Annotated in this window: 1 protein-coding gene; it reads left to right on the top strand. The window is 43.3% G+C overall.

Going from position 1 to position 1,176, the window contains the following annotated elements; all coding sequences use genetic code 11:
- Nucleotides 1–1,164: elongation factor Tu (gene tuf / locus ACFINF_RS09250; protein WP_375620594.1), on the top strand; the 1,164-nt coding region annotated here is incomplete at its 5' end.
- Between the last annotated feature and the right edge of the window lie 12 nt (nt 1,165–1,176).

Below are 1,176 nucleotides of genomic sequence, written 5' to 3'. Positions count from 1 at the left end.
AAGTTTGAACGAACAAAACCGCATGTTAATATTGGTACGATTGGTCACGTTGATCATGGGAAGACCTCGTTGACAGCAGCGATTACGAAATATTTTGGTGAATTTAAAGCCTATGATCAAATTGATGCTGCCCCAGAGGAACGCGCACGTGGAATTACTATTTCTACAGCACACGTTGAGTATGAAACGGAAAATCGTCACTATGCGCATGTTGATTGTCCAGGACACGCTGATTATGTAAAGAACATGATCACAGGTGCGGCACAGATGGATGGTGCTATTTTGGTTGTTTCAGCAGCTGATGGTCCAATGCCTCAGACACGTGAGCATATTTTGCTTGCGCGTCAGGTTGGTGTTCCAGCAATTGTTGTTTTTCTTAATAAAGTTGATCAGGTTGATGATGCAGAACTTTTGGAGCTTGTAGAGCTTGAGGTTCGGGAACTTTTATCCAAATATGATTTTCCAGGCGATGATATACCAATTGTTAAAGGTTCTGCGTTGGCAGCTCTTGAGGATAAGGATAAAAGCATTGGTGAAGATGCTGTTCGTCTTTTAATGAGTGAAGTTGATAATTATATTCCAACGCCTGAACGTCCTGTTGATCAACCATTTTTGATGCCGATAGAGGATGTATTTTCGATTTCGGGTCGTGGAACCGTTGTTACGGGTCGTGTTGAGCGTGGTGTTATTAAAGTTGGAGAGGAAATCGAGATTATCGGTATTCGTCCAACGTCTAAGACGACGGTTACAGGCGTTGAAATGTTCCGCAAGCTTTTAGATCAGGGTCAAGCGGGTGATAATATAGGAGCTCTGCTTCGTGGTGTTGACCGTGAAGGGATTGAGCGTGGTCAAGTATTGGCGAAGCCAGGGTCTGTTACGCCTCATACACGTTTTAAAGCAGAAGCTTACATTTTGACGAAAGATGAAGGTGGACGTCATACACCATTTTTCACGAATTATCGTCCTCAGTTTTACTTCCGTACGACGGATGTTACAGGTATTGTTACGCTTCCAGAAGGAACGGAAATGGTTATGCCAGGAGACAATGTTGCCATGGATGTTTCATTGATTGTTCCGATAGCGATGGAAGAGAAGCTTCGTTTTGCTATTCGTGAAGGTGGTCGTACTGTTGGTGCCGGTATCGTCTCTAAGATCATCGAATAAATAATGCTTGTT

Source organism: Bartonella sp. TS25HLJMH, from assembly GCF_042193505.1.
Lineage (GTDB): Bacteria > Pseudomonadota > Alphaproteobacteria > Rhizobiales > Rhizobiaceae > Bartonella > Bartonella grahamii.
Note: the sequence above shows the minus strand (reverse complement) of the source record. Positions and strands in the feature narration are given on the sequence as shown.